Below are 25,425 nucleotides of genomic sequence, written 5' to 3'. Positions count from 1 at the left end.
CCGATCTGCGCGAACCGCTTTTTTGACCCCCTCCCCCTAAAAAACGCCCGCCGAACCGCGGAAGCGTTCAAAAATTTTTTGTCCCTGCCCCTGCGCTGGGGTCGCCGAACCCGCAAGCTTTGTCAGCCGCCGAAAGAACCTATCGCCGGGCCGCAGTCACACGTCTAAATCGCCCGAAAGATCGTCGCTTTCGTCGTCGATCTCGCCTGTTTCCGGGTTTATCTCGAATGCGCCGGATAATTTTTGCTTTGCAAGATTGTACTTGCGTTCTTCAAGCCGCACCCGGCGGCATTCCAGTTCATATCCCTTGATTGAATCAAGCAGTTTGATAACGCGCCCGTGTATCTTGTTCAACTCTGCTTCAAGCTTCATCGTTCGTTCAAACGTGCTGGCTTTTATAACCGTCTGCATAGTGACGTTATATGCGCTCTCTTCCAGTTCCCGCGCCCTGTCGCCTGTGGTGTCCTGCAAGGCCGCAATCTCCCGTTGCAGACGTTCCAGCTTCTTTTCCTGCTGGCGCGTCGGCGGCTTTCCTCCCTCTCCGCCGTCCATATCCCAAAGCAAGGAATCTTCTTCCCGTTGCAGGGCTTCCAGCTTTTCCCGCTGTTGCTTCAACCGCTCTTGACCTTTCGGCGTTCTCATTTCCACCACGCGGTCTATATACAGGCTGTCAGGCTCCGCCGCTTCAAGCGTGGCAATCTTGTTTTGCAGGTCGATTTCCTTTGCTAAAAGCTGTCGCAACTCTTCAAGCATATTTGTTTCTGTGTCCAGCGTTAGGCTCTCAATATATGCCCGCTGTTCCGGCTGGAGATCGTCAAGGCGAACCGTGGTATATGCGCCGTGTGTTTCTGCATTCCTGTTCCCTGCGGGCGCACCCGCTCCCGCGGCGTTCTTGTTGCCCGGTTGTCCGCCGCGTTTCCGGGGCGGTTTCTGCGCTTCAAGCGCGGCTTGCCACCCGTCTGCGCTCTTCCACTTGCGAACCTGTGCGGGGGTCGTGCCGACGCTCTCCGCAACCTGTCGGGCGGTCATGGTCCCGCCGGATTCCAGCCACACCCGGCGGGCTTCGTCCCGCGCCGGGCTTCTTTCGCGTGCCATGCGCCCGCGCCCCCTTTCGTTTGTTTTTCATTTTCCGCCCTGCGTACCCCGGCGGAAGCGCATAAAAAACGGGCCGTGTTCAAAACATGGTCCGTTTTTCATCATGCGGGCGGCGTGGAGGATTCCGCCGCCCGTTTCGTTGTGTTCACTTTTCACGATACCAATTATAGCAGATAAATCAGGCAATGGGTGGCAATCTTATTTTTGCGGGAAATTGAATCGCGAAACCGCCTTGTTCTGTGAAAAAAGCCTTGCAAGCTGATTCAAAGCGTTGTTCCGAATATTCCGGCATTGACGGGGGCTATAATTGACCCGTGCCGAAATCTGTTCCCATTGTAGGCCGTCTATGTAGAACCCCAAAACAACCGCCCTTTCATGGTATGTCAGTCGGTTTAATTCCGAAAGGATTTCCGCCCCGATCTTTTCAAGTCTGCTGTTTTCCCGGTTCAAGCTTTCAATCGTGTTCGTAACCGAACGGGGAATGTTCAGCGCGGCCCGCTCGACGGGGCTTTCACCCCCGCCGCTTCCGTGGGGCATTCCGTCCATATTTACCGCGCCCAGCGTCGTGTAATACTGATCTTCAAGGTTCTTTATAACCCGCTCGTTCAGTTTGATTGATTTTTCAATGTCACGGTAAAACCGCAAAACCGAAATAACCTTTTCCCGCTTCATCGTCTGTTTTTCCTCCTGTGTCTGCTTTTAGGGCGGCTTGTATATCCGGCGATAGGGCCTTTCCCGTTCGCACCGCCTGATTTCCGCCCGGTATCTCTGTTCAATGCGTCGCGCCCTGTCCCGCTCCGCTTTGCGGCGGCGTGCGCGGGGTTCCGTTTCTATGTCTGAAATCGCCTTTTCCAACTCTTCAAGGATTTTCCCCGCAAGGTCAACCAGCGTTTCCGCCGATTTCTGCATTATATATGCGATTTCTTCCGCGATTTCCTCTATGGTGCAAGCAACCCTTTCCGCCCATGCCCGCGCAAGGTTATATAATGCCTGTGCTTCATCGTCCGTCAGCGTCATTCGGGCAAAATATCCTTGAATTTCCCTTTCGCTATTCATCGGCACGGCCCTCCATAGCTTCAAGGGCTATATAAAGGGCGTGAACGTCTGCCGTCCAGTCCCGCGAATGGTCGAAAGATTCCCCTTTCCCCATGCAGTATTCCAGCAGATTCTTTAATTGCAGGGCGGCGCGGTCAACGCTCATTCCTTGATTGTCTGCCCGCTCCGCGCTTATAGGCGGCGGGGAAGAGGGGGCGTGCGATTTATCCCGCTCGACGGTTTCCGGCTGTTCCTGCGGCTCTGTGCGGCCCTCTGCGGGCGTTTCCACTGTTGGCGGCATTTCTTCCCGCCGCTTTGTTTCCGTGGTCTGTGCGGCGGGCTGTGGCGCACTTACGGGGGACGCTGGCGGCTCTTTCTGATATTCAATCGGGGGCGCGGGCGATTCCTTGACTTCCACCGCGGGCGGCGTGTCCTGCTTCCGCTCTCGTGCGGTTCTGATCGAGATTTCTCCGCTTGCCCTGTAATCTTCAAACGCCGCTTGCTGATCTGCCGGATTCAGGCCGGAAAGTTCATAGGCCGTCGAAATGTTTATGCGGTCCTCTTGCAACTCCGCTTTGAATGCGGGGCAAAGGTTCCGAATAATCGCGTCATACCTCCCGATCTGTGTTGTGCTGGTATGAAGCACTTTTGCGATAAAGTCCCGCGTCCCGTCTGCTTGAACCTCTGCACTGCCGAACGCCGTTGCAACGATGTTTTGCAGGACGGCGACGAAACGGGGCTTTGTGCGTGCTTTCTCCAGCACTTCCCGCAAGAACCGTACTTCTTCGATCTTGTCCCATGCGGTTTTCTCCCGCTGTGAATTTGTGACAATCAGCATAAGGCCGTCGCGCACTTCCTGATCTTCCGCCGCTTCCTCGTTCGGCTCAATGTCGCACGGTACAAACTCGAATTGCGGCTTTCCCTCTTCTACAAGGTCAATCGACGCAAGCCGCCGCCTGTGTCCCGCTATGACCTTATATTTCCCGCCGTCCATCGGCACGACGACAAGGTTTTGCAGAACTTTTCCGGCGATTTCGATTGCCGCTTTCAGTTCGTCGATCTCCCGCATGGAATAGAAATTTTCTTCCGACGGCACAAGGTCAAAGACGCTGATTCTTTCAATCCGGCTTTCAGCGGGGCGGGGGACCGTTGCCCCGCCGCTTGCCGCCGCTTTTGACGCGTCGCTTAAAATCTGATTCAGGTTGAATTTACCTTTTCCCATGATGTACGCCCCTTTCTGTCCGAATCGGACACGTTATTTCTTGCCGCGGTCTAAATACTCCCGCACAAATGCTATATAGTCCATTGCGGCCCCGCTCCGGCGGCTGTATTCAGCAATGGGCGATTCGGAAAAGGTGCTTTCGGTGACTTTCTCCGAATAGCGAATGTGCGTGTCGAAAACGGGGTATTCGGGCTGGCTCCGCAACCACTCTTCGCCCTGCCTGTCCGCGTCTGTGCGCTGAAAACAGGTAATCAGGCAACCCGCAAGCCGCAAGCGGGGGTTCAGGTCGTCCCGCGTGTCCTCGATCTGCTCTTTCAGTTCCGCCAAACCGTCAAAGGCGTATTTATCAATTTTGAGCGGAATAATCACGTCGTCGGACGCGACAAGGGCGTTTATGGTCGAAATGTTTATGTCGGGGGCGTTGTCTATCAAGCAATAGTCATATTCGCCCGCTATGGGGTCCAGCGCGGCCCGCAAGCGCGTTTGTTGCGGGCGGGTGCTGTCCATCATAACTTCCAGATTCGCGCGAATCAGGGTCATATTTGCGGGCAGTACGTCGATTCCCTCGAAACGGGTTTTCTTTATGGCTTCGTGAATGTCCATGCGGCGCGCGGTCAGTACGTCCGAAATGCTCTTGTCGTCGTAGGAATGAACCCCGAACATTTTTGACGTGTTGCCCTGCTTGTCGTTATCCACAATCAACACCCGCTTACTGTGGAAAACTGCAAGAACGTGCGCCATATTGTCAGCGGTCAGCGTCTTTGCAACGCCGCCTTTCAGGTTGATAATTGAAATGATTTTCACCGTGCAAACCTCCTGTTCTGATTTTGCCCCGCCGGGCGGCGGGTCTATCGCTGAATCAAATGCACCCGCACTTCCGGCGGCGCGTCCTGAATCTCAATCGGGGCATACTGCCCGGAACGGTCCAGTTCAAAGCGAAATTCAACTTTCCCCGTGCGGACGTAATGAACGCACGCAATGTCTGTGATCGTGTGAAGCTTCCCCGTTGTGTCCCTGATTTTGTCGCCGATTTCAAGCGGGCAAAATGCGCTAAACTGTGCCTTTATCATTTCCGTTTCCTGCCTTTCTTCTTTTTCTTTCCCTGTTTCCGTGGAGCGGGAGGGGAGGGCGGCGCGGCCTGTTCCGGCTTTACCTCTTCGCTTATGACTTCGATTTCCTCCACGTCCCGCGGGTCAAAGACAATCACGCACCCGCCGGAATCATATTCGCCCGCGGCCCACGCCGCTTTGAATGCGTCCAGCGCGTCCTTATAGCGGGGATAAGGGTGGGTCTGTTCGGAGTAATACAAAGCCATCATCATGCGTTCGTCGTCCGCTGTGTCCCATGTGAAAAGGTGATACGCGGAATAGTCGTCATATTCCCAAAGGGTAAGCGGGAGAATCAGGCCGTCGAACTGTTCATTCGCCCGCTGTATGTTCTCGAAATCCCGATAAGTAAGCCCCTGCCCGGCGTATCTCTCCCGAATTTCAGGAATTGTCTTGCACGCCATGTTCAGGCGGCAACGAATAATTTTCGGTTGATAAGTCATTCATTTTCACCGTCCTTGTTATGCTTCAAATAGGTTCCCTTGCGTGTCGTCCCGCTCCAATGGGCGGACGGGCGGCGGCGCGTCAAGCACCTTGCGGCATTCCCGCGCCATTTCTTCAAGGCGCGTTACGAACTTTTCATTCACGACTTTGTAAGGGAAGATAACCGCCGCAAGCAAAAGGCCCGCTTTCGCCGCGATATAGCTTTGACCGTCCGGCGTGACCCGCTCGTATAGTTGCACCATGTCCAGCACGTCCTCCAACGGGGCAAGGTATTTCCTCTGAATGAACGTGATTCCGTTTCGGGTCTTTAGCGGTTGCAGTTCCGCGCCGCCGTAGATGATCGAAAAGTCGTCGTCGCACAAAACCCGCTCCGCCGGGTCTGTGTCGTCCACGTTGACCGCTTCCGGCATTTCAGATCGCCGAACAACGATGTTTTCCCGCTGTTTCTCCGATATGTCGAACACGGCGCAAAGGGTTTCTTCGTCCAGTATGGGAAGCCCGATCAAAGGGTATATCGCGTAACCGTCGCCCAGCCATTGCGTGATTTCCCCCGTGCTGTCCAGCTTGTCAAACAGGCGGAACCCCTTTGCTTTATTGCATAGGGCGACAACCTTTTTCAGTTTCATTCCGCGTCCCCCTCCCAATTCCACCAGCCTTGCTTGCCGCGGGCCGGAATGGACTTTTCAAACATGATGGGGTTTTGAAGCACCCATGCGAACCGCCCCGGCGAATAGTCGCCCAGCACCCGCTCCCGCTCGGTCAGCTTGTGCATGATCTCTTCCACGGGGACGCAATCGACAATTTCAACCGTGCCGACAACTGCGCCCAGCGGCAATACCGTTTTCCCGCCGACGGCTTGCATAAGGCCCCAAAAGTCATTATCTGAAAGCCCCATTGTTGCACGCTTCAATTCTGCTTTCCCCGCATGAACCGCGACGCGGCCCCGAATGCTTGTCCGCCGTGGGCGGGTTTCGTAATGTTTCAGCCCCGCAACGGTCGCGTATGCGTAGGGTTGATAAACCGTGTAGGCTTTCACGTCTGAACCTCCTTTTCTCCATTGTAGACAACCACCATTGACGGGAACGGGGCGGGGGCGTATGCGTTGCCCTCTTCATCGGTGAAGCGCAACCGCCCGCGAATGAACCTGATTTCAGCTTTCCCGTATATGTAGTCGTGAAAGTATGTTGTGTCTGTCCGGGCCGGAATCAGCAAAACGACGGTCGCGCCGCCCTGCGCTTCTTCATAGGCTTTGCGAACCCACTTGCCGACTTCGCGCCCGTATGGAGGGTTACAGAATACAGCACCCCCCCCCCCGCAACTTTCCACGGGCTTTTCAGCCCGTCGGTTTCGGGTGTGTAGTACGCCGGGCATTTCGCACTTTTCGCCGTCGCCGCCGCGTCAAGGGTGAAATGAAATTCACTGTTCAGCGCGTCGAAAAATGCTTGCGGCGTGCAATAGTCCATCTTCTTACTGCTGAAAAGCGCGGCGTTCATGCGTCCGCCCCCGTTTCGTCTGCCGTTCCCGCCGCTTTCAGCGTTTCGGAAACGTCGCCGGGCCGTGCGCCCTCGATCTGGACGTGCCAGCGTTCGCCGATTCTGTATGCTTCAATCTTCCGGGGCGGGTGAATGGCCTTGATAACCTCCGCGGCGGCATTCCCCGCCGCTACAATCAGAATCAGAAACCCGGCCCACGTCCAGAACCCCGAAAGAATGAATCTGATAAACTCCATGATTATTTCCCCCTTTCCAGTTTTTCCGCAATGTTTGTGATACCCTGCGCCGCTTCCCGAATATTCGCGTCGGTTCCTGCTGTGATTTCTAAAATCTTTGCAATATCCCACAATTCACGGGCCGCGGCTTCCGCGGTTTCTTTCAAGCAACACGGGCAAACGGTTTCGCCCTCTACAATCTGCTTTCCGCATTTCGCGCATTCCTGCAATTTCACCGTCGCCACCTCCCTTAAAACGGTTTCCCGAATACGACAACGGTTCCAGTCAGCACCGCGCCGACGATGAACACAAGCCACGCCATAACAAGGGCAATCACGATATTTTCAAGCCACCCCGTCGCACGCAAGGCCCATTTCGCCGCCGTAAGCGGCCCACGCTTGCGCTGTGCGGCCCGCTTTGCTTCCGGGTCATTCCTGTTCAGGTCATACGTGTTGGCCTTAATAGCCGCCGTCAAGCGGGGCGTGAAGTGTCTTTTCACTGTGAAGATCGCCCAATAGACGGCGACAAGAATAATTCCCGCGTTCATGTTGATTCCTCCGTTCCGATCTTTGTTTGTGTGTCATAGTCCCAAAGGCGAATTTGTGCCATTTCCAACGCTAACCGCTCCGACGCTTTCACGTAATAGTCGCGGTCGATCTCAAAGCCGACAAACTCGAACCCCTGTCGCCAGCACGCAATCAGGCTTGACGCGCTCCCGGCGTGCGTGTCAAGGATTCTGTCGCCGGGGCGGGCGTAGTTTTTCAAAATCCATTCATACAGGCGGACGGGCTTTTGTGTCGGGTGTATGGTGTCCCCGTCCCGTTGCAGTTCTGCCCGATTGATAACGACAACCCGCGTCGGACAGTCAAAAGACGAATAGGCAAGTTCGCAATCGCTCATTGATAACCCGTGCTGGCCCTTGTCCCAAACCACCCAGCCCTTTGTCCCGCGTTTCAGCATAGGGGCAAAGTAATTCCCGCCGAAAATTATTTGATTCTCCGAAACCCGTTCCAGTTCGCGGAAGTATTCAGGCGGCGGCGTTTCTCTGTCCCAGCCCTTGCGGGCGTGAAACTTGCGGTTGTGCTTCACGTTGTTATGTACCCGCTTGCGCTGTCCGTCATGCCCGATACCATAAGGCGGGTCGCATATAGCAAGCTGAAAGAAACCGTCGGGAATTTCTTTCATCGCTTCCATACAATCAGCGTTGTAAAGGCGGTTCAGGTCAAACACGGCTTATTCCTCCCCGCGGCCCCTTAACGCCAGCATTTTCTCCCGAACCAGCTTGTCAACCACCCGGCCCGGCGTTTTCTGCCCGCTGATCTGCATAAGCCGTTCAAGGTTGAACGCCGTTTGCGGCGTAACCCGAACCGTTAATTTCCGCTTGTGCTGTTTCTGCTTCTGCATTGTTCCCGCTCCTTTCGTGGATATAGTCAAGAAAGAGAACCGCGCCATTGAACCGCACGCGCCACGGCTCAACGTCCGCCGCAGTCACATACTTTCGCCCGAATCGGGCTTTCATGTCCCGCCATACGGACCACGGCACGAAAAAGAATTTGTCGCCTATTCCGGCGCATACCGCGGCAAGCGCACCGCGGGCGGCGTGACGCTCCAGCGCGTCCTGCTGTTCCTTTGTCAGAACGTCCCGTTTCATGCGGTCGGTCGTTGTGTACTTTGCTTCAAAGACGATTGACCGCCCGCCCGCAAGGGTTCCTTGAAAGTCCGGCTGGGCGCGGGCTGTGAACCGCCCCTTGAAAATCCCGTCGCGGCCTTTCTCTATGACGCGGAACGGTTCGGGGGTCTTGTCCACGTCGGCCCGCTCCCGCTCCGAATACAGGGCGCACGCGGCTTTTATGGCCCCCTCGAAAAAATGCCCCTGCGCGTTGTTCACCTTGTTTTGATACTGCAAGGCCGCACGCCGCTTGTCGATCTGCACTATTCGTCGCCCCTTTCAAGTGCTTTTCGGTAATTCGGTTCGTGATAGTCCATGCCCATCATCATTGCTCCAATTTTCATTAGTTCCGCTTTTGTCATTGTTCTTGGCTGTGGTGCTTGCGGGGATTCATCATCTGGGAATATTTGATTTAGGTGCATAAACGCTGTCAGGAACCTTTTTAGTTCCTCTTCCAATGCGGGCTTGTAGAACTCAAAAAGAAATTCTATTTCTAACCGCTCTGCCGGGTTGCATTCCATGCCCAGCTTTTTGTGTTTCCGCCCTGAACCCGCGCCGACGCACCCGGAAGCAATTTTTCCTGTGACCTTGTAAATCACTTGTGCAAGCAACCGTTCTTCAATGGCAGTTTTGTACCTAAACCACACAAGTTCCCGATACTCCCGCGAAATTTCCTGTTCTGAAATATTGTATTTTCCCATCAGTCGTTCAAGCGTCGCGGCGGCGGATTCTCTTTCGCCGTCAAAGCCCCGTTCCGCCAATTCCTGAACGTGCCTGATTTTCTGTAAAAGCCGTTCGCGCTCTGTTGTCACTTTCCCGCCCCTTTCTCTTTCATTCGTTCGTCGTGGTCCCGACACGGGAACGGCTCTGATCGAAAGCATTCTTCGCAACATTCGTCGCAAGTAACTTGCCCGTGCCAGCGTTCGTACCCGCACGGCTTGACCCGCTCGACGGGCTTTCCGCATACGGCGCATATCAAGCCCCCGCCGCTTTCTCTGCCCTCCCGCTCCAAAGCTTTAATTGCTCGCCGCAAGGACCGTATAACCCCCCTATTCCATGCGCGGGAACCGGGGCGAATCTCTGTAATCATGTATTCCAGATTCCAAACGTCCGGGTCGCCCTCTTCGCCGTTCCATCTTTTTTTCAAAAGGTCGCTTTGCCGCTCGATCTGTTTTCGTAAGTAATCACTGTTCATTTTCTGCCCCCGCTTCCTGCCGCTGTTCCTGCTGTGTCGCCCTCATGTCCGCTGCGTGAAGTTCATAGACAAGAGGGGAAACCGCCATTGCCGCCGAAAGTGTCCGGCTTCCGCCGCGGGCCGCGTCGTCATACGCTCCCATGTGCCAGCGGATTGCAAGGGCTTCTTCATCGGTCAGCCGCATAAACCGCGAAATCAGGAAAACCGACTTTTCACCGTGTCCGAACGGGAAGCGGTCTTTCACCTGATACCCGCCGCCGTCCTGCGGTTCGTAATAGTCCGCCTTGCAAATGTCATGCAGTAGGGCGCAAACGGCCCGGCTTTCCGGGGTTCCGACGTTCTGCCGTGTAATCAGTTCGTAATATACGTTCAGACTGTGACCGACAAGCCCGCTGGGGAATGCGCCGTGATGTTTTGTGCTTGCCGGGGCTGTGAAAAAGTCTGTGCTTTCAAGCCATGCTATCAGATCAGCCGCGCCGGGGCGGTCAATCTGCGACACGAAAATTTCCTTGAAGCGTTTTGCGTTCGTCATTGCCGCAACCTCTTTTCTTTATGCCGGGTCAGGTATTCGGCCCAGCTTTCTTTCAGATAGCACCGCCCATAGACAAACCGCTGGGCGAACTCTTTTTGTAATGCGTTCGGAACAATGCCTTTTCGGTCGTTCCGCTCCGCCTGTGCGTAAAGGTTGATACCCTTTAACCGCTTTAGCCGCTCGACACGGTATGCGGCGTTTTCGATGTCCTTTGTCACAAGCAGATAACGGCGATTCTGCCCGTGTCCTTGTCCACTTCCCGGCAAACGGCAATCAGCCGCATTCGCGGTCGTTCTTCCGCCGCGGTCTGTTCCTGTTGTTCAGGTTCCCCGCAATCGCACCGTTCGCCCGCGTCCAAATGCGCCCCGCAATGGGGGCATTCCCTGTAAGGCTTTCCCATGATAACCACCCCTTTCTATTCTTTCTTTCGCAATTTCAGATAGATTGACCAGCCTGTGTAATCGTTATATTCGTACTGAACCCCGTAATCGCTGTCTGTCAGGGTCCAGCCGGGGTATTTCTTTTCCCAAAACTCCCGGCCCGGACGCTCCCGCGCCCATTTCTCAATCTGCCGCCGATTGTACTTGCCGTCGTTCGTTCGGCTTGTGGGCCGCTCCAAATTGTGTGAAGATGTCCACCGCTTTTTCCCGCCAGCCTGTTTGACAAGGTAATTGCAAAGGGCGGCAATGCCGTCGTCGCTTGCTTGCAGACGGTCGGCGTTGCAATAGCCGATTCGGTCGCCCTTTTTCTGCCCCTTGCGCTTTCGCTTGCGCCACAACTCTTCCACCGCGTCCCGATCAAGTCCGCCGTTCATGATGATATGATGGTGAATGCGAACGGGCTTTTCGCTGTTTTTCTTTGTGGCGTAGGCCGTGACAAGCATATACTTTAGGGGCGGCAACCCCTCTTTCTTCCGCTGATACTGAATCCGGCGCAAGTAGTTTGTCACTTCCCGTTCGGCTTCCTCTATGGTCGCTGGAAGATATTTCGCGCTATATGTAGCCGTCACGTGCAACGCGTCCGGGTCGTCCCCGAAATTCAAGTTTGCGGTCTGAATGAAATAGCGGCGGGCGTTCTTGTCGTTCAGGTTCTTTTGCTTCGGCTCCGATTCTTTGATCTTCTTTGACCGTGTGCCGCGTTTTACTGCCCTGCATTGCGCGTCGGTGTATGAAAAAATATCAACCTCCCGATATTGCTTGCCGCAATAGATTTTCTTTTCACGAATGAAACTTCGCACCGTGCTTCACCCTCTTTCTGTCGATGAATGAAGCGGGCGTGTTCTGTTTCCGGCTGTCTGCTAACTAATCCATGCAAGGGGGGAAGAGGGTTCAATGATCGCCCCCTCCCTCTTCCCCCCTTGCAATCCCCCCATCACCCTCGGCGGCGTATGAAGAGATATAGACAAGAGAAAAGAACAAAGGGCAAGGGCCGAACCCTGCTGATCTCCCCGTTGCTTCCTGTATGACGTGGACAAGCTTTCGCCGGAATCTTAATACCCACTACAAGCCCGCCACGCCGCATAAAAACGGCGTTCTTTGTTGACTTTTCCGCCGATCTATGCTATACTTTATCCATAGGTTGATTGATGATTTATTTTCATCGGCGGAATCCGCTTCGCGCGTTCTCTCAAAACGCGCGGGGCGGTTTTCTTATGCAGTTTTTACCGCGGCGGGCTTAAAAAATCCCCTCTGGCGGTTCCGTTTCGGTCGTGCTGATCTCTCGACTTGCTTTTTCTTCCTCTGCCATGTCTGCCGCGTCCTGCTTTGATTGGAAGAGGGACGCAACCGCCGCGCCCAGCGCGTCGCCCCAAAGGTCCGCGGGGTAGTCGTTCAGCGTGTCCAGCACCGCGTCGCGGGCTTCCTCGATAGCTTCGCCCCTGTTCATCTGCATTCCCTCTTCATCTGGAACAGATACAAAGATTGAAGATTCCAAATGACAAAGCGGGCGAACGCCCCTGCGGCCGATGTACGCGAAGTACCAGTCCATCGCGCCGGAGGAAATGACGTTGCGGACGTAGCACGAGTATTCAGGGTCGCACGTCCACGGGGTCAGCGTCCACCACCAGCACCCGATTTTCGGAAGCAAAGCCCGGTGTTCGCGGTAAAGATCGCACGTAATCAGGGCGATCTTGTCCCGCGCGGTTCCGTAGTCCGTCATACCGTCGTCGGCGGTCAGATCGCTTTCAAACTCCTTGAACGCCGCCGGGTCTGCGCCCTCTGCAATCAGCGTGTCAAGGAACGGGCCGTTCAGTTCCCGGCGCAAGGACGACTTGCGCCAATCGTTGCAGTTTTCTTCATCGAAAGCCCGTTCAAAGACGGGTTCGGCGGCAATGGCAACCGTTTCCAGTTTGCCGGATTCAGTGTATAGATGTTCAAGCTTGACCCATTCCACGCCGCCATAAACGAACCGCGCACCGTCTTTCAGGGTTGAAAGTTGTAGTCTTTTCATGGTCCTTTGACCTCCTAATTATTTTTTGAATTGCCCTGCTTGTCCGCGATAACGTCGCGGGCAAGCTTTGAAATGATGAAATAATAGGCTGGCAGAAACAGGGTGAACACTTCTCCGCCTATTGCGGCATAGCCGCGGTCGATCAGGGCGCGGGCTTGTCCCGCTTGAAAAAGCATAATTCCCGCAAGGGTCAGGACCGCATATTTCGCAACGGTCCAGACTTCCGCCCGTTCATACCACGGGACCCCCTGCCGCTTCCTGCGGGGCCGTACAGGTTTCCGGCGTTCAATCTTGATTGGCTTCATGGTGTCCCCCTCATGACCGCCCGCATATATGCCGCAATTCTCCATAAAGGTGGGGTCAGCGTTTCCACAACTTGACCCAAAACCGCCGAAACCCTCTGTACTTCCGGGGCGATAATTTCCGCCGCGCCGAAAGCTTCGATTGCAAGCGGGTTCACGGCCTTGTCGTCGATGTAAAGATCGGCAAACACTTTCCGCCCGTCGGAATGCTTCAAACCGTTTTTCGCGGCGTGCGGGTTTCCCGGATTCTCATTGACCGCATACAGGGGGATTCCCTGTGCCTTGCAGAACGCCACCGCTTCGTTAAGCAAAGGGCGCGTTCCGTTCTCCCTGCTGGTGTAAAGAATGATCTTTGACCCCTCCGCCGCCAGCCGCTTCACATAGTCAATGACAAGGGCTTTCGGCTCTCCCACTTCCGGGAATGTGTCGGCGCAAAGTGTCCCGTCGAAATCGACGGCGACAAACTCATATTTCGGCATTGCTCCCGCTCCTTTCGATTCTGTCAGGGTCGGCAATCGTAACCGAACGCCCGGTTCTGTCCATTAGTTCAGCTTGCAGGAACGCCCGCCGCTTTCCGGGTTCCCTGCGGCTAATCAGGGCGGAAATGCGCTGATATGTAATGCCCCCGTGAATGACCGGGCATTGTTCATCGAACGCCGCTTTCAGTTCGTCACGTGTCATAATGGCAACCCCCATCCGCTTTCCCGAACGCTGAATGCGTCGCCGCATTGCACTATATCGGGGAAATTTGTTGACGCGATTTCCATTGCGGATTTTTCGATTTCATACGCAAAATACCGAATGTTTTTGTACCCCAGCTTCTCAAAGCAATAACGCCCGGTTCCTATCCCGTCATACATGGAAAGAACCACAATTTCTTCATTTTTCGGTATTCCGGCCAGCGCATGGGAAAGAATGTGTATAATAACTTCCGCCGTCCACCCGTTCCCCAGCCCTCGGTATGCGTGTGACTTTTTCGCCATCCAGCAGTAATTGTCCGGCAAGGTCTGTAATCGGCAACACTCCGTAACGGTCAGCGGACGAATGGTGTAAAACCCGTCCGGCAATGCAATTTCATACCTAACGCCGTTGAAAAGGATTTTCCCATTTCTCACTTCGTAAATCTTGCGTTCTTTCATCGTGTTGTTTGTTTGAATTGCTATCATGTTATCTTTTCCAACTGTTGAAATTGTGTTTGTCTTTTGCGGGTCGATGTTTACTTCAAAGCGTTGTATGTGCGGAATATCCGGGTTGTAGTCGTCCCTGTGTCCTGCTTCGTTTATACGCCGCCCTACAACACGCCCCGCAAACGCCGCCGGGGTACTCACACTTTCAGCGACAAGTGTTCTTTTCCGGCTTCCTACCGTTTGTTTGATATTGCTTCCTTTTGCATAGTTCGCCGTAAGGCAATACGCTTTCCCGTCTGTTGTAGTTCCCACGGGGAAAGCCCTTTGTTCTGTTACAGGCTCAAATATCATTTGCCCGTGATTTTTCTTCAAATAGTTTCTTGCTCCTGCATGGTCGTATGTCCCCAAAAGGCAAGTTGCTTTTTCGCGGTCGCATATCCCGCTTTCCAGAATATCCGCCAGCATAATGTGACGATCTTCCGGCTGTTCAACTCTCGGTATGTTATGGGCATAAAACCGCCAACGGTTCTGCGCCGACACAAGGGCGGAATTTATGTACTGCAAGGGCGTTTCTAACTCTTCCGAAATTCGGTCTTTGATTGATTGCGCCGCGCTCTTGTTGTTTTCATAAAGGAAAAAGTCAGGCCGGAACTTTTCTTTTGCTATAAGATAATTCTTGAACAACTCCCAGCCGATTCCGTCCGGCTCTGTTTCCCTCGCCTTGCATTGCGCTATACTCCAATGAGTGCAAGGGGAACCGCCGATTAAAAACTTAATCATTTTTGCCCCCCTTTCGGGAAATCTCATAGTCAGTCCCATAGCGGCGGCGTTTGCACCGCCAGCACGTGATTTTCTGATTCCTGCCGCCCACGCGCTTTATGTTGTGCTTTCCGGCCTTTTGCAGTTCAAGGAAGCAAGGCAAGCAGAATTGACGCTTCATGCTTTCACCGTCCTTTCCTTTTGTGGGTTCGCTTTTGAAAATGCTTCTCGGCTCTGTTGTCGAATCAGGGCTATAAATGTTTCAACCTCTGCCGCACCATGAAGCAAGATTGCATTTTTCCCGAACGTCCCGATTTCAATTATCCGCTTTTCCGGATTGTTCTTTGCAAGGAATCGGGAAACGGCCTTTTCCGTTTCTGTGGCTTCCATTTCTGAAATTTCCCTTTCTGTCAACTCCGCTGAATCGGAAACGGAATAACGGAACATAGGCCGCATACACTCCTGTTCCTCTGCGGTTAATGCCACTTTAGGCCCTGTCGGCTCAAGTTCGATCACATAAGTTCCCTTTTCCACGGTTCACCGCCTTTCTTTTTTCTCCGTTCTGTGGTAAAATACAATAAAATACAGAATGGAGGGTTCGCACCTATGAACGACGCTCAATTTCTTAACCTGATAAGTCATATTCAGCCCACTATATATGAAGATATAGGCCCCGCTGTCGGCTTTGGGAATATCTATAAAGCCTTGTCGCCGTATGGTGAAGATCAGGATTCTATAAGATGGAGAATAGAACAGTTAGAACGCCAGCAAAAACTTGAAGTTTTCCGGCTTGATTCGGTTATTAGTGCCGTTCGTGTTCTCCCGTGAACTATCCCCGGTCATAGATTCCTATTGACTGCGCCGCGCTGATAGCCATTGCCCAATCAATGTCTTTTTCTTCGTTCAGAATTTTTGCCGCGTTCAAGGATATATCCAGCAGTTCTGCGGCTTCCAGCGCGGAATATCGCTTTACAAGGTCTGCAAGCTTTTTCGCCGCCTGTTTCGTCCCCTCGCTGGGTTCGTCCCTCAATTTCAGCCACCAAAGGGGATTGTTGCGGTATTCCTCATACTGGCAGTTGTCGCAATCTTTCGCCGGACAGTAATTGCAGAACCGTTCGTGAAAAGCTTCGTTCCACGGCCCCTCAATGCAGGGCAAGGACGCAAGGAACGCCGCCAGCGTTTCTGTGCTTTCTGTGATTCGTTCAAACTCTGTCACTGTCAAAACCTCCTGTTTGATTTTCGCGGGCTTATGCCCCCGCCGTTTCTGCCGCTTCCTCCGCCGCGACGCGCCCGCGCCGCTTGAAGTTCGCTTGTAACCTCTGCTGGGCAAGAACGGGGTTGTATGCGGGCCGCTGGTTGCGGTCAAGGATAACGGCCCCGCTTTCGTCCGTTTCTTCCCCGCGCTTCAATTCAAGGTATATCGTTTTTACGCTCATACCCAGCCGAACCGCTATGTCCGCCGCACGGTCGTTTGACTGATACCATGCGGAAATCTGCTTTCGGTCTGCGAATGTCAAATATCTGTATTTCCGCAAGATTCTTCACCCCCGTTTCTTGTGTTTATGGTTCTTCCGTTGTCAGCCGCATAAACTCCCCCGCGTATTCTTCAATTCTTGTGGGGTGCAAATTGTCATTTATGTGTGCAAAGGCAATTCCCGAATATGGCTTGTTTGTCCATAACTCTAAAACCGATGTTGCCCATCGAACTGTGCGTGTTTTCAGTCTGTCGCGGCGTTCAATAATCGTTGCGCCAACACAAATTGCGACGGGAACCCTCCCGTATTCTTTGATACACTCCCCGAACGTGCGCCGCACTTCCGGGGTAGAAAGCTTCTTTCTTGCTTCCTTAACCTCTTTTATGAAAGCGAATCGCGCTTCACGGCTTCCGTCGCCATTTGCTTTTTTTCTGACCTCGCGCACAAAATCCCCGTCAAGTTTCATTCTTCCGCCCCTTTCAGGCGGGCGCGGCGGTCATTTGCCGCGCCCGGTTTCTTCTTTTAATCCGCGTACACCTGATACAAGTTTCCGTCTTTCCAAAGCCACGTCATGTGGGCGCAATCAAAGCGGATAAACTGCCAATCGGTCGCGTCGTAGTACGGGGTTCCGATGATCTTCACGCGGCTTGCTTCAAAGCCCCATTCTTCGCAAACTTCGACACGCGCCCGCTCTTCCGAAATTTCCGTGCCGCAGTTATTCACCAGCCACTTGTTCCCCTCATTGTAAGCAATGACAGCTTTCGGGTTCCGCAAGCACCATGTATAAACCGCGTATTGGAAAACGTCGCCGGGTTTCAGTTTCTTTTCTTTAACAAGCTGGGAAAGAACTTCATACAGGGGCGACACGTTAAGTTCCTTGTCCCACTTGACCCGGCTTTTGATCTCCGCCGCGAACTCTTCCGCCGTCACCATGATTCCGTGACTTGCTTTCCATGCTCGATCATATCCGGCTTTCAATTCCTCTTCCGTGTCGTACAGATACCCGCGGTTTAGAATGAACTTTTCAAACTCATTCAGGGCGTTAAAATCCTTTGTTTCCGTCCTGATCTTTTCTTGCAATAGTTCACCGTAACCGGGGACCCGTTCCGGGGTGGTAGCTTCCGCCGCGGCGGTTTCAGCGACAGGGGATGCGGCCCGCTCGTTTTCATCGTAAATCCGGCTTTCCGGGTGTTTGTCGCTCCAAAACTCAATGCGCCCACCGTCGTTCACTTCATAGAACACGCCGTTTTCCTTTGTGGCATAGGTCTTGCGAATGACATTGCCTTCCAGCGTGGAATCTTCTTTATACTGTACGCCTAACAGAATTTCGGCTTTCGCGGCTTCGTACTCTTGAAATGTAACGTGTTTCATTTTGGTGTCCTCCTTTGATTTCCCGGCCCGGATATACAAAAAAATTAGGCTACACGGGTCGTTTGACCTTGTGTAACCTAATTGTAATGCTTGCCAAAGATAAAGAAACCGGCAAAAAGCCCTTGACAAAATGAGAAAAATATGCGGCGAAGCCCCTTGAAAAATAAAAACTTCAAGGGGCTTATAAAATGAAACAAACCGCAAAAAACTTACGAAAAAAGCTGCTGTCTCAGGTAAGGAAAATGGGAAAGAATCCCCAAATTTACGCCAGCCGGCCGGGACGGGATTTCACCCGCCGCAGGGCGCTGGATTTTGAAAATATCATTTTCTTCTTGCTCACCATGAGCTGTGAAAGCGTGGGCAAAAATCTCATGAAAGCTTTCCGTTTTCAAGAAAAAACACCTTCTGCCTCCGCCTTTGTGCAGCAGCGGAAAAAGCTTTTGCCTAAAGCCTTGGAGGACTTATTTCACAGCTTTTCAAATTCACTTACCCCCGAAAAGAAGTACCGGGGATATCGGCTGCTGGCAGTGGATGGAACGTCCTTGAAATCATCAGCATACCCTGCAGATTTGCTTTCTTATCTGCCCGGAACAGACCGCCAGCACGGTTGGAACAAGCACCTGATAAACGCTCTTTTTGACTTGGAAAACGGCATTTATACAGACTTAATTGTCCAAAAGGAACACGAGAAAAATGAAGGCAAAGCTCTGTGTGAAATGACAGACCGTTCGCGGATTTCAGAGCCGGTTATCCTTTTAGCTGACCGGAACTATGCGTCCCTGAACAACTTGGCGCATCTGGAAAACCGGGGATGGAAATATGTCATCCGCCTGAAGGAAAGGGATTCGGTTTTTGGTGTAAAACTTCCTTGTTTTCCCGAATTTGATATACCCGCAAGCCTCACTTTGGGGCGCCTCACAAAACGAAAACTGGAAACAAGAAATATCCCTGTTCCGGCAGATTATTATAAGCTTACAAGTCAGCGTGTTTTCGATTTCCTGCCTGTAGAAAGCGTTGGCTTTTACCGGCTTTCTTTCCGTATCGTACGCGTAAATTTCTGCAATGGAAAAACGGAAACCTTCCTGACAAATCTGAATAAAAATCAATTTCCGCCCGAAACTTTGAAAGCTCTTTACGCCAAACGCTGGGGCATCGAAACATCTTTCCGCAGCCTGAAATATTCAGTGGCGCTCATTCATCTCCACTCCAAAATTCCAGAACTTATTTTACAGGAGGTTTTTGCTGCTTTCCTGATTTTTAACTTTGCACAGGCAGCAGCCTGGAACGTGAAGCTTTCCTGCCACAACACAAAACAAAAACAGCGCCTCAATTTTTCCGACGCTGTCTTTGCCTGCTGTGCTTTCTTACGGAAACCTTTTCGAGAACTGGAAGGGTTGCTTTACAGAAAACGCTTTCCGGTAAGGCGGGGACGGGCTTTCCAGAGACCTGTTTCCTCGGGTAATCGGATTTCTTGGTTTTATCTTCCGGCACGATAGCGGGGCTCTTTGGGGGCGCTTAACTTAATGGCATTGCTGAACTTGCCTGCTGTAATGTTTTTCGGACTGCTCATCACCTGTGCTGTAGTGACTGCTACCGTGGCAGGAAAAAATCTGCTCCATAAAGGTGATGACTTGTTGTGGGCAAAAGATAGCGGTACTACATTAGTGACTAACCCGGAAACCAGCGGTGCATATTTAAAAAATAAGGGTGGAGACAGTACATATTCAAATATCGATAAAACACAATGGAACCTGACTTTGGCGAATAAATGGAACCTTCTGCCGGAGAGTTATAATCCATCTTTAACACAGCTTAAAAACGGACATGCTATTGATGAGAGAGCCTATCCCGATTTGCAGGATATGATGGATGAGTGTCGGGCAGCAGGACTGAATCCGCTGATTTGTTCCTCATACCGTACAATGGATAAGCAAAAGGAGCTTTATAAGAACAAAGTGGATGAGTATCTGGCCCAAGGTTATTCTCAGGAAAGTGCGGAAGCAGCGGCCGGCGAGCTTGTGGCGGTACCGGGGACAAGTGAACACCAGCTGGGTCTTGCTTTGGATATTGTTGACGTGGCAAATCAGGTACTGGATGAACGCCAGGAAAATACAGAGGTGCAGAAGTGGCTGATGAAAAACAGCTGGAAATACGGTTTCATCCTCCGCTATCCAACAGATAAGAGCGATATAACGGGAATCAGTTATGAGCCTTGGCATTACCGCTATGTGGGTAAGGAAGCAGCCAAAGAAATCTATGAGGCGGGGATCTGCCTTGAGGAATACCTAAACGCTTAGAGTAGATAAAATGTTGAAAATTGCGGCGTAATCTGAAAGCCAGAAATGGGAGGTGGGCAGAATATGAGAGATACTATTTTAATTGTAGATGATGAGGCGGATATCGTTTCCACTCTTGCGGACTACTTTATGTACAACAATTATGACGTAGTGACGGCGACAAATGGAATGGAAGCGATTGAAAAGGCGGGAAAACAGCCGGATCTCATTTTGTTGGATATCAATATGCCTGATGTGGACGGGCTGGAGATTTGCTCCCGGATACGGGATTTTGTCAGCTGCCCGATTCTGTTTCTGACCGCCAGGGTGGAGGACAGCGATAAGGTCAAAGGCTTCGGTATGGGCGGGGACGATTACATTGTGAAGCCCTTTTCATTGGACGAGCTTGGTGCAAGGGTTGCCGCACACATCAGACGGGAACGCTGCAGAGGGGAGACTCCCAAAGTGCAGCTTGCCGATAAGCTGGCAATTGATTATACAGAAAGACGATTGTTCTATGACGGAGAGGAAATTCCCTTTGCAAAGAAGGAGTTTGATATTATTGAGCTTCTGTCCGGCCATCCGGGGCAGATTTTCAGCAAAGAGCGGATCTATGAGCTTGTCTGGGGCTATGACAGCGAAGGGGAATCTTCCGTAGTGGCCGAACATGTCCGCAGAATTCGTGCAAAGCTTGCGGCCGCAGGCATAAAACCGTATGTAGAAACGGTTTGGGGAGTGGGATACAAATGGGCAAAATAACAGAGTTTTTCAAAAGAAAGTCGATAAAGACGGCTTTTACAACGTCTATGCTCGTCTGTATTGTTACTGCTTTGCTGCTATCCTTGGCTCTATCAGGCCTTTGTCAGTGGGGGCAGTCCAAGTATTATAGGAAATATCAGATTCAATTTGGCGTATCCGACCCTGAAATGGTGATTGGATTTGATAACACTGACGAAAAAGAGCAGAAAGGAAGCATATCCTATCAGATACCGCTGAATTTATTTGACCATTTTACACCGGCAGACCGGATCATACATAACATTCTTGGGTTTTTGAGTATCGGAGTATATCCCATTTGCTTCATTTTCTGTATTGCCGCTACCAGCATTTTATTCTACAAACGGCATATGCAGAAACCTCTCGCCATACTGGATCATGCCGCCGGCCAGATTGCCGATAACAATCTGGATTTTAAAATTGCTTATGAGAAAGAGGACGAAATGGGAAAGCTGTGCGCTTCCTTTGAGAAGATGCGACGGGCACTGCAGGAAAGCAATGAAGAGATGTGGCGGCAGATGGAGGAATGCAAAAGGCTGAATGCGGCGTTCTCTCATGATTTACGGACACCGCTGACAGTTCTCAAGGGACAGAGTGAGCTTTTGAGGCAATATGCGCCCAAAATGACTGCGGAAAAAGTGAGCGATACCTCAGAGATGATGCACCGGCATATCGTAAGGCTGGAAGAGTATGTGCAGACGATGGGAGAACTGCAGCGGCTGGAGGATATTGAAATCGTCCGGCAGCCGCTAACAATGGATGCGCTTTGTAGGCAATTAGAGGAAACGGGGGAGGCTGTACGCAATGGGAAAGGGTTTTCCTATGAAGTTATAGGTAATAGGGATTCTGATTTGAATATAGACGCCGCTATTGTAATGCGGGTATATGAAAACCTCCTTGCCAATGCAGTACGATTTGCAAAGAAAAAGATTATGATGTCGGCAGAGTTGCAGGATGGATATCTGTATCTGAATGTTTCCGATGATGGAGCTGGATTCGCCGAAAAGGACTTAGAAAATGCCACGAAGCCGTTTTACAAAACAGTGCGGGAAACAGATAACGAGCATTTCGGTATGGGGCTGAATATCTGTAAGATCCTTTGCGAGAAGCATGGTGGGTATATCCGGCTGAACAACCGGAACGGGGCGGTTGTCACTGCGGCGTTCAGGCAGTGATATATCCAAACCAAGACCAAGTAGTTCTGAAAAAATTAAAACAGTCTCATTGCATGGACTGGTAGAACTGATTAAAATATAGGCAGGAGGTGTCAGATATGGCTAATGAAGATAAAAAAGACTTCAATGCGATGCTGCATGACAACAAGGATATGCCAAAGATTCAGACGATCACGGATCAGAAGAGCATTGAAAAATACGGCGGGGACAAAATGTACTTTGCACCGCCAATTGATTACGATAAGGTAATGAGAAGAATCCCATATGGAAAAGTGATTACCTTGGGAGAGATTCGTGAATACTTTGCGAAGCTCAATGAAGCAGATTTTACAGAGCCGATAACGGCAGGAATTTTTGCGTCGATTGCAGCTTGGGCGAGCTATCAGCGTTCTGAGAATGAAACGCCTTATTGGAGAACCTTAAAGGCCAATGGGGAGTTAAATCCCAAGTATCCCGGCGGCATTGAGGCGCAAAAAGAGAAGCTGGAGGCAGAGGGGCATACAATCATCAAAAAAGGCAGAACCAATATCCGGTACTTTGTGAAGGATTATTCTGATGTTCTTTTTGAATTAAATAGAACATAATTCTATAGATATTCCGTTTGTACCGGTATAGTTATCTCGTTCAAATAAATTCATATTTATTTTAATAGGCAGTCCTCCTGGGGCTGCCTTTTTGCATATAATGCGGCAATTTATTCCACAAAATTTTTTGACGAGTAGACAAAAAGTTGAAAATCTCCTTTTATCCTATACCCGTCAGATGGAAAACCCATCTGAAGAAAGGAGCCTTTTCAGATGAATAATTCTATAGAAATCAAAAACTTAAATAAATTTTACGGAAAGAAGCAGGCGCTTTTTGATGTGAATCTTTCCATCCAACAGGGCATGTTTGGTCTGCTGGGGCGTAACGGCGCAGGCAAGACCACCCTGATGAAGACGCTGGCAACACTGCTGCAAAAGAAAGACGGAGAGATTACCGTGTGCGGCGTTCCCATAGAAAACGCCAAAGAGATCCGCAGGATTATCGGTTATCTGCCACAGGAGTTTTCCATGTACCCATCCATGAAGGTGGGGGAAGCCATGGAATACTTGGCTATCCTATCAGGACTCAGCGGTGCTGAGAGAAAAGAACGGATTGACGCACTTCTCAAAAAAGTAAATCTGACAGAGCACCGGGACAAAAAGGTGAAGGCTCTTTCCGGCGGTATGAAGCGCCGTCTTGGAATTGCCCAGGCGCTTCTTAACAATCCCAAGGTGCTGATTGTTGACGAGCCCACTGCCGGGATGGATCCGGAGGAGCGTGTCAGATTCAGAAATCTGCTGTCTGAAATTGCCGAAGATAAGATAGTGATCCTATCTACCCACATTGTAGGGGACATTGAGGCCACCTGCGAGGATATCGCCATCATCAACGAGGGCAGGGTTATCTATAATGGGACAGTCGATCAGCTTTTGCAGGAAGCAGAAGGCAGAGTGTTTACCATGACCGCTTCTAAGCGGGAGCTTCCAGAGCTGAAAAGGCAGCTCTCCATCACCAGTATGCACACCCAGGGAAACAAGGTTCACATCCGCTTTATTGCAGACACCTTGATGCAGGGTGCCAAGGCGTGTGAGCCGAATATTGAGGATGCATATATGCTGTATCTCCACACCAGCGGCGTTGATGAGATCTTAGATGAAATAGGAGGTGAGTGGTAATGCTGTTGTTGCAGGAAATCAAAAAGATTGTAAAATCCATTCCCTACTTGATTTTTGTTGCCGCTGTTGTGGTTGGCCTGTTTTCTCAGGGGGTATTCCGCTTTCAAGACAATCTCCTTGAGGAACCACAGCCGGGCGGCAGCTACGGATTTAAATACGAGGAAATCCCCGAAATCATCATGCCAGCTGCACTCCAAGCTCTGTTGGCGGAGTTTGGAGGCAATGACTATACCACCTATCCCATTGGATTCATTAAGCATGTAAAACTCAGTGAAGGTAAGCGAGAAAAAATGGCTGAGATACTCTCTGAAATTACGGGAGCTGACAAGGAAACAATTCTGCAGGAAGTAGCCGGGATGACGGCTAGCGGTTCCGACAATTACACCTTTCAAATCGGCGGGGAGGGGATGCAGCAGGACGGCAACGGCAACTTTACCATCGGCTCGGAGGAGAAACAGCAGAACAGTCCTGAAAAAATGACATTCGCAGTCCGTGATGACATGGACTATGCCCGGTTCAAGGAGCTGATGGGGAAGGCAGACGATCTTCTGGGCGGCGGTTCCAACTATGCGGTGGATTCCCTCATCGGGTACGGAACGGTTCCGCTGACCTATGAAGAGGCGAAAGAGCGGTACGACCTTGCGGTCAGTTCCGATAAAGTGATCGGCGGCTATGCCCGTCTATTCTCCGACTATGCAGGGGTTATGGTGCTGTCAATCCTGCCGGTGTTTCTGGCGGTCATTCTGAGTATGAAGGACCAGCGTGCCAAAATGGAGGCGCTGATCTATACAAAGAAAACCTCCGCTGCCAAGCTTACCTTTATTCGGTATCTGGCGCTTGTGATAGCAGCAATGGTTCCCGCGATTATCTTGTCTTATCTGTCAAACATGATGGTCTGGAGCAGTTATCACGGGATGCAGCTGGATTACCTGGCTCCTCTCAAGTACGATTTCGGCTGGCTGCTGCCAAGCGTGATGATTTCCACAGCTATCGGTATGTTCTTGACGGAATTAACCGGCACACCCATTGCCGTTGCAGTACAGGGGCTTTGGTGGATGTTCGATGTGAATCTGGGAATCAAAACCGTTCCTTCGGCATATGCCCTGTTTCGCCTGGCGCCCCGCCACAACGCAGGTGCATATTCATGGTTCCGCACCCAAGATTATCTGGAGCATTTTGGGAACCTTGTGCAGAACAGGCTGCTGATGGCGGGAATCGCCCTGGTGCTCATCCTACTCACAATTTTAATCTATGAAGCAAAAAGAAAGGGGAAATTCGGTGGAAATGCATTCTTCAAAAAAGCGGTTTCCGGTATTAGAGATCGCAAAAATCAATCTCAGGCATAACGCACTTTTGTCCATTGTGGTGGCTGTCCTCTTATGCCTTGTCACTCCGCTATTTATCGGCACAGCCAATCTGGATCACAATTCCGCTGCCATGCCGCTGGAGATGTTTGTCTCTCTAATTGGCGTGGTGCTTCTGACACCGGTGTTTCAGCCGGAGCAGAACGAGGAAATTGATGACCTTGTATCTTCCAAGTATTTCAGCACAGCAAAGGTTCACCTGATACGAACGGTGTATTCCGCGGGGATGGCCGCCTTGCTGATCTGCGTATTTACCGTATCTATGAAGCTGCAAAGCTGCGATGTCACTCCGGTGTTGGCGCTTGGAACCATAGCAGACGCCCTGTTCTTAGGTTCCATGGGTATGCTGACCTCAGCGGTTACAGGAAACACAGTCATCGGATATATGCCGCCGCTGCTGTACTATGCGCTTAATATCGGTATGGGGCCAAAGCTGGGAAGCTTTTACCTGTTTTCTATGGCCACAGGCAGCTACACAGCAAAGCTGTGGCTGTTCGTTGCGGGAATTCTGATGATGGCAGCAGCGTTATTCTATCAAAGGCTCCGTAAGCGGATGGCTTAATAAACAGGACATCAATACACAGTGTTCGCTGTGTGTTGGTGTCCGTTTTAATATGTAGGTCTAACCGTTACCCGATGCTCTCT

Annotated in this window: 40 protein-coding genes and 1 pseudogene; 9 read left to right on the top strand and 32 right to left on the bottom strand. The window is 51.6% G+C overall.

The genetic code is table 11. The features are described from left to right. Positions 1-156: 156 nt before the first annotated feature. From terS to VSQ30_RS09710, 28 genes and pseudogenes are all read right to left on the bottom strand, one after another. Positions 157-1,095, bottom strand: coding sequence for a phage terminase small subunit (terS, locus tag VSQ30_RS09845; protein ID WP_120428236.1), 939 nt, complete (start codon positions 1,093-1,095; stop codon positions 157-159). A 198-nt stretch (positions 1,096-1,293) separates the two neighbouring features. Continuing rightward, positions 1,294-1,767, bottom strand: coding sequence for a sigma-70 RNA polymerase sigma factor region 4 domain-containing protein (locus VSQ30_RS09840; RefSeq protein WP_120428235.1), 474 nt, complete (start codon positions 1,765-1,767; stop codon positions 1,294-1,296). Between the two features lie 27 nt (positions 1,768-1,794). Further along, positions 1,795-2,151: a hypothetical protein gene (locus VSQ30_RS09835; protein ID WP_120428234.1), complete on the bottom strand. Its 357-nt coding sequence runs from the start codon at positions 2,149-2,151 to the stop codon at positions 1,795-1,797. Continuing rightward, positions 2,144-3,352 carry a ParB/RepB/Spo0J family partition protein gene (locus tag VSQ30_RS09830; RefSeq protein ID WP_161474298.1) on the bottom strand — a complete coding sequence of 403 codons (1,209 nt, stop codon included), beginning with the start codon at positions 3,350-3,352 and terminating at the stop codon, positions 2,144-2,146. Before VSQ30_RS09830 ends, VSQ30_RS09835 begins: the two co-directional genes overlap by 8 nt. Positions 3,353-3,385: 33 nt before the next feature. Then, positions 3,386-4,156, bottom strand: coding sequence for a ParA family protein (locus VSQ30_RS09825; protein ID WP_160265534.1), 771 nt, complete (start codon positions 4,154-4,156; stop codon positions 3,386-3,388). Between the two features lie 44 nt (positions 4,157-4,200). Next, positions 4,201-4,422 carry a hypothetical protein gene (locus tag VSQ30_RS09820; RefSeq protein WP_160265535.1) on the bottom strand — a complete coding sequence of 74 codons (222 nt, stop codon included), beginning with the start codon at positions 4,420-4,422 and terminating at the stop codon, positions 4,201-4,203. Next, positions 4,419-4,901 carry a hypothetical protein gene (locus VSQ30_RS09815; RefSeq protein WP_160265536.1) on the bottom strand — a complete coding sequence of 161 codons (483 nt, stop codon included), beginning with the start codon at positions 4,899-4,901 and terminating at the stop codon, positions 4,419-4,421. The genes VSQ30_RS09820 and VSQ30_RS09815 overlap by 4 nt, the downstream gene beginning before the upstream one ends. An 18-nt stretch (positions 4,902-4,919) precedes the next feature. Further along, positions 4,920-5,528, bottom strand: a complete 609-nt coding sequence (locus VSQ30_RS09810; RefSeq protein WP_160265537.1) for a hypothetical protein — start codon at positions 5,526-5,528, stop codon at positions 4,920-4,922. Beyond that, positions 5,525-5,938: an ASCH domain-containing protein gene (locus tag VSQ30_RS09805; RefSeq protein ID WP_160265538.1), complete on the bottom strand. Its 414-nt coding sequence runs from the start codon at positions 5,936-5,938 to the stop codon at positions 5,525-5,527. Before VSQ30_RS09805 ends, VSQ30_RS09810 begins: the two co-directional genes overlap by 4 nt. Next, positions 5,935-6,273: a DNA N-6-adenine-methyltransferase gene (locus VSQ30_RS09800; protein ID WP_334463757.1), complete on the bottom strand. Its 339-nt coding sequence runs from the start codon at positions 6,271-6,273 to the stop codon at positions 5,935-5,937. Before VSQ30_RS09800 ends, VSQ30_RS09805 begins: the two co-directional genes overlap by 4 nt. Positions 6,274-6,281: 8 nt before the next feature. Beyond that, positions 6,282-6,365 (bottom strand): annotated as a pseudogene (locus tag VSQ30_RS09795) (DNA N-6-adenine-methyltransferase); the annotation flags it as partial. 26 nt (positions 6,366-6,391) lie between these two features. Further along, entirely contained in the window at positions 6,392-6,631 is a 240-nt protein-coding gene (locus VSQ30_RS09790) for a hypothetical protein (RefSeq protein WP_334463756.1), read from the bottom strand. Positions 6,632-6,633: 2 nt separating this feature from the next. After that, positions 6,634-6,846, bottom strand: coding sequence for a hypothetical protein (locus VSQ30_RS09785; protein ID WP_334463755.1), 213 nt, complete (start codon positions 6,844-6,846; stop codon positions 6,634-6,636). A 14-nt stretch (positions 6,847-6,860) separates the two neighbouring features. Then, entirely contained in the window at positions 6,861-7,157 is a 297-nt protein-coding gene (locus VSQ30_RS09780; RefSeq protein ID WP_334463752.1) for a hypothetical protein, read from the bottom strand. Then, positions 7,154-7,840, bottom strand: coding sequence for a DNA-methyltransferase (locus VSQ30_RS09775; protein WP_334463750.1), 687 nt, complete (start codon positions 7,838-7,840; stop codon positions 7,154-7,156). The genes VSQ30_RS09780 and VSQ30_RS09775 overlap by 4 nt, the downstream gene beginning before the upstream one ends. A gap of 103 nt (positions 7,841-7,943) precedes the next feature. Then, positions 7,944-8,543: a Holliday junction resolvase RecU gene (locus VSQ30_RS09770; RefSeq protein ID WP_334463748.1), complete on the bottom strand. Its 600-nt coding sequence runs from the start codon at positions 8,541-8,543 to the stop codon at positions 7,944-7,946. Further along, entirely contained in the window at positions 8,543-9,091 is a 549-nt protein-coding gene (locus tag VSQ30_RS09765; RefSeq protein ID WP_161474301.1) for a DUF2786 domain-containing protein, read from the bottom strand. The genes VSQ30_RS09770 and VSQ30_RS09765 overlap by 1 nt, the downstream gene beginning before the upstream one ends. A gap of 372 nt (positions 9,092-9,463) precedes the next feature. Continuing rightward, positions 9,464-10,006 (bottom strand): hydrolase, encoded by a 543-nt coding sequence (locus VSQ30_RS09760; RefSeq protein WP_160265544.1) that lies wholly within the window; start codon positions 10,004-10,006, stop codon positions 9,464-9,466. Continuing rightward, positions 10,003-10,224 carry a hypothetical protein gene (locus VSQ30_RS09755; RefSeq protein WP_160265545.1) on the bottom strand — a complete coding sequence of 74 codons (222 nt, stop codon included), beginning with the start codon at positions 10,222-10,224 and terminating at the stop codon, positions 10,003-10,005. The genes VSQ30_RS09760 and VSQ30_RS09755 overlap by 4 nt, the downstream gene beginning before the upstream one ends. Beyond that, on the bottom strand, positions 10,221-10,406 hold the full coding sequence (locus tag VSQ30_RS09750; protein ID WP_160578465.1) for a hypothetical protein: 186 nt from the start codon (positions 10,404-10,406) through the stop codon (positions 10,221-10,223). Before VSQ30_RS09750 ends, VSQ30_RS09755 begins: the two co-directional genes overlap by 4 nt. A gap of 15 nt (positions 10,407-10,421) precedes the next feature. Next, complete coding sequence (locus VSQ30_RS09745; protein WP_160265546.1) at positions 10,422-11,243, bottom strand: rolling circle replication-associated protein; 822 nt, start codon at positions 11,241-11,243, stop codon at positions 10,422-10,424. 437 nt (positions 11,244-11,680) lie between these two features. Then, positions 11,681-12,454, bottom strand: coding sequence for a DUF6273 domain-containing protein (locus VSQ30_RS09740; RefSeq protein ID WP_334463743.1), 774 nt, complete (start codon positions 12,452-12,454; stop codon positions 11,681-11,683). A gap of 14 nt (positions 12,455-12,468) precedes the next feature. Then, entirely contained in the window at positions 12,469-12,759 is a 291-nt protein-coding gene (locus tag VSQ30_RS09735) for a hypothetical protein (RefSeq protein WP_160578463.1), read from the bottom strand. Beyond that, positions 12,756-13,235, bottom strand: coding sequence for a hypothetical protein (locus VSQ30_RS09730; protein ID WP_160265672.1), 480 nt, complete (start codon positions 13,233-13,235; stop codon positions 12,756-12,758). Before VSQ30_RS09730 ends, VSQ30_RS09735 begins: the two co-directional genes overlap by 4 nt. After that, positions 13,222-13,437 carry a hypothetical protein gene (locus VSQ30_RS09725; protein ID WP_160265671.1) on the bottom strand — a complete coding sequence of 72 codons (216 nt, stop codon included), beginning with the start codon at positions 13,435-13,437 and terminating at the stop codon, positions 13,222-13,224. Before VSQ30_RS09725 ends, VSQ30_RS09730 begins: the two co-directional genes overlap by 14 nt. Continuing rightward, positions 13,434-14,663 (bottom strand): DNA cytosine methyltransferase, encoded by a 1,230-nt coding sequence (locus VSQ30_RS09720; protein WP_334463741.1) that lies wholly within the window; start codon positions 14,661-14,663, stop codon positions 13,434-13,436. The genes VSQ30_RS09725 and VSQ30_RS09720 overlap by 4 nt, the downstream gene beginning before the upstream one ends. After that, on the bottom strand, positions 14,656-14,823 hold the full coding sequence (locus VSQ30_RS09715) for a hypothetical protein (RefSeq protein ID WP_322199399.1): 168 nt from the start codon (positions 14,821-14,823) through the stop codon (positions 14,656-14,658). The genes VSQ30_RS09720 and VSQ30_RS09715 overlap by 8 nt, the downstream gene beginning before the upstream one ends. Next, entirely contained in the window at positions 14,820-15,176 is a 357-nt protein-coding gene (locus VSQ30_RS09710) for a hypothetical protein (RefSeq protein ID WP_160265669.1), read from the bottom strand. The genes VSQ30_RS09715 and VSQ30_RS09710 overlap by 4 nt, the downstream gene beginning before the upstream one ends. 72 nt (positions 15,177-15,248) lie before the next feature. Here VSQ30_RS09710 and VSQ30_RS09705 point away from each other — a divergent pair, with 72 nt between their 5' ends. Then, positions 15,249-15,470: a hypothetical protein gene (locus VSQ30_RS09705; RefSeq protein WP_160265668.1), complete on the top strand. Its 222-nt coding sequence runs from the start codon at positions 15,249-15,251 to the stop codon at positions 15,468-15,470. Position 15,471: 1 nt separating this feature from the next. Here VSQ30_RS09705 and VSQ30_RS09700 read toward each other — a convergent pair whose 3' ends face one another. Genes VSQ30_RS09700 through VSQ30_RS09685 form a run of 4 tightly spaced genes read right to left on the bottom strand, consistent with a single transcriptional unit; the run spans position 15,472 to position 17,488 of the window. Beyond that, the gene (locus VSQ30_RS09700; protein WP_160265667.1) at positions 15,472-15,858 is read right to left on the bottom strand and encodes a hypothetical protein; all 387 of its coding nucleotides are present in this window, start codon (positions 15,856-15,858) and stop codon (positions 15,472-15,474) included. Between the two features lie 31 nt (positions 15,859-15,889). Continuing rightward, positions 15,890-16,177 carry a helix-turn-helix domain-containing protein gene (locus tag VSQ30_RS09695; protein ID WP_160578461.1) on the bottom strand — a complete coding sequence of 96 codons (288 nt, stop codon included), beginning with the start codon at positions 16,175-16,177 and terminating at the stop codon, positions 15,890-15,892. Between the two features lie 25 nt (positions 16,178-16,202). Next, positions 16,203-16,583: a hypothetical protein gene (locus tag VSQ30_RS09690; RefSeq protein WP_160578460.1), complete on the bottom strand. Its 381-nt coding sequence runs from the start codon at positions 16,581-16,583 to the stop codon at positions 16,203-16,205. Positions 16,584-16,639: 56 nt separating this feature from the next. Then, the gene (locus tag VSQ30_RS09685; RefSeq protein WP_160265665.1) at positions 16,640-17,488 is read right to left on the bottom strand and encodes a hypothetical protein; all 849 of its coding nucleotides are present in this window, start codon (positions 17,486-17,488) and stop codon (positions 16,640-16,642) included. A 188-nt stretch (positions 17,489-17,676) separates the two neighbouring features. Between VSQ30_RS09685 and VSQ30_RS09680 the strand changes: the two genes are divergently transcribed. The 8 genes from VSQ30_RS09680 (at position 17,677) to VSQ30_RS09645 (ending at position 25,342) form a co-directional block, all read left to right on the top strand. Further along, on the top strand, positions 17,677-18,984 hold the full coding sequence (locus tag VSQ30_RS09680; protein ID WP_334461212.1) for an IS4 family transposase: 1,308 nt from the start codon (positions 17,677-17,679) through the stop codon (positions 18,982-18,984). A 27-nt stretch (positions 18,985-19,011) separates the two neighbouring features. Then, positions 19,012-19,785: a M15 family metallopeptidase gene (locus tag VSQ30_RS09675; protein ID WP_334463731.1), complete on the top strand. Its 774-nt coding sequence runs from the start codon at positions 19,012-19,014 to the stop codon at positions 19,783-19,785. Positions 19,786-19,848: 63 nt separating this feature from the next. Then, the gene (locus VSQ30_RS09670) at positions 19,849-20,523 is read left to right on the top strand and encodes a response regulator transcription factor (protein ID WP_334463729.1); all 675 of its coding nucleotides are present in this window, start codon (positions 19,849-19,851) and stop codon (positions 20,521-20,523) included. Further along, complete coding sequence (locus VSQ30_RS09665) at positions 20,511-21,716, top strand: HAMP domain-containing sensor histidine kinase (protein ID WP_334463726.1); 1,206 nt, start codon at positions 20,511-20,513, stop codon at positions 21,714-21,716. Before VSQ30_RS09670 ends, VSQ30_RS09665 begins: the two co-directional genes overlap by 13 nt. A gap of 98 nt (positions 21,717-21,814) precedes the next feature. Beyond that, positions 21,815-22,300 carry an MGMT family protein gene (locus VSQ30_RS09660; RefSeq protein WP_334463725.1) on the top strand — a complete coding sequence of 162 codons (486 nt, stop codon included), beginning with the start codon at positions 21,815-21,817 and terminating at the stop codon, positions 22,298-22,300. Positions 22,301-22,513: 213 nt separating this feature from the next. Beyond that, the gene (locus tag VSQ30_RS09655) at positions 22,514-23,416 is read left to right on the top strand and encodes an ABC transporter ATP-binding protein (protein ID WP_334463724.1); all 903 of its coding nucleotides are present in this window, start codon (positions 22,514-22,516) and stop codon (positions 23,414-23,416) included. Next, the gene (locus tag VSQ30_RS09650; protein WP_334463722.1) at positions 23,416-24,762 is read left to right on the top strand and encodes a hypothetical protein; all 1,347 of its coding nucleotides are present in this window, start codon (positions 23,416-23,418) and stop codon (positions 24,760-24,762) included. The genes VSQ30_RS09655 and VSQ30_RS09650 overlap by 1 nt, the downstream gene beginning before the upstream one ends. Continuing rightward, on the top strand, positions 24,695-25,342 hold the full coding sequence (locus VSQ30_RS09645) for a hypothetical protein (protein WP_334463720.1): 648 nt from the start codon (positions 24,695-24,697) through the stop codon (positions 25,340-25,342). The genes VSQ30_RS09650 and VSQ30_RS09645 overlap by 68 nt, the downstream gene beginning before the upstream one ends. Positions 25,343-25,425: the final 83 nt, after the last annotated feature.

The sequence above is a fragment of the Acutalibacter sp. JLR.KK004 genome (assembly GCF_036941085.1).
In the GTDB taxonomy this organism is placed as follows: Bacteria; Bacillota; Clostridia; order Oscillospirales; family Acutalibacteraceae; genus Acutalibacter.
This window is presented reverse-complemented; position numbering and strand designations above follow the sequence as displayed.